The 964-nt window shown below is 39.7% G+C and carries 1 protein-coding gene; it reads right to left on the reverse strand.

Annotated elements, in window-relative coordinates; genetic code table 11:
- Window positions 1–231: 231 nt before the first annotated feature.
- The gene (locus CRG97_RS32780) at window positions 232–828 is read right to left on the reverse strand and encodes a GNAT family N-acetyltransferase (protein WP_202619039.1); all 597 of its coding nucleotides are present in this window, start codon (window positions 826–828) and stop codon (window positions 232–234) included.
- Window positions 829–964 lie beyond the last annotated feature (136 nt).

Genomic DNA, 964 nt, shown 5'->3' on the forward strand with positions numbered 1-964 from the left:
CGTTGTTACAGTGAGGGCATTTCATGTTTTCTGCTCCTTATCATTTTCACCGATTTCTTATAACGTTCCCGTATTCACGACGTCCGACAAAGTCGGATGTGACTGCTGAAATACCTCTTCGAAATCCATCCAGCAGACCAAGGCTCCGTAAGGAGCCGCTGCGTGAATATATTGTTATCGGATGTTAATGCCTTCCTCGATTAACTCGCATTTGTACGTCTTAAGTCAGAGCTAGAGGTTTAACTCTTCTCTATGCTTTTCAACAAATTCGTCTTTCGTTAATCCATACAAAATGAAGTCCATAAATTTCCCATTGATATAGACTACCTGTCGCCGTCTGCCTTCCTGAATACATCCGAGGTTCTCCATCATCTTTGCAGATGCTTCATTTCCCTCAAGAACAGAGTCATTGAATTTATTAAGCCTTCGTTCCAGGAATGCGTACCTTAACAGAATTTTCATCGCTCTTGTTCCATATCCCATACCACGATATTCTTTATCAATTACTATTCCGATACTGAACGTACCATTTCTTTCATTAATACTATTAAGATTAATACCTCCTATGCTTTCGCCTTCTAAGGTCTCAAGAGTAAACATGATTCTTCCATTTGTTGATAAAAAATCAGCATTTTCCTCTGCAAATTTCTTTGAACCCACAATAGTAGGTGGCAATTCTGTCGAACATTCTAGAAGACGACGTGCAGGAGTATCAAAATTACTAACATAATCCCCTTTCCAATCTTCTGGATGTATTGCACGTAATCTGACTTTATCATCCTGCCAAAAGTATTCACTATAATCTATTTTCATTGAATTTTCCTCCATCGCTTGTTCCTCCTCGATTTTCTTTTTACCTAAATCCCAATATTGTTGCATTGATTTCCGATAACGTATGGGTATCTACGAATCCTCTCCACCTTAAAGGAGCAAAGCGACTGGCCGCAACGCGGTTAGGTGGTGC

This window comes from Paenibacillus sp. EZ-K15 (assembly GCF_002573715.1).
GTDB lineage: Bacteria > Bacillota > Bacilli > Paenibacillales > Paenibacillaceae > Paenibacillus_AQ.

Excerpts from the sequence above, each read along its gene's own strand:
- CRG97_RS32780 (WP_202619039.1), bottom strand. The coding sequence starts at position 828 with ATGGAGGAAAATTCAATGAAAATAGATTATAGTGAATACTTTTGGCAG.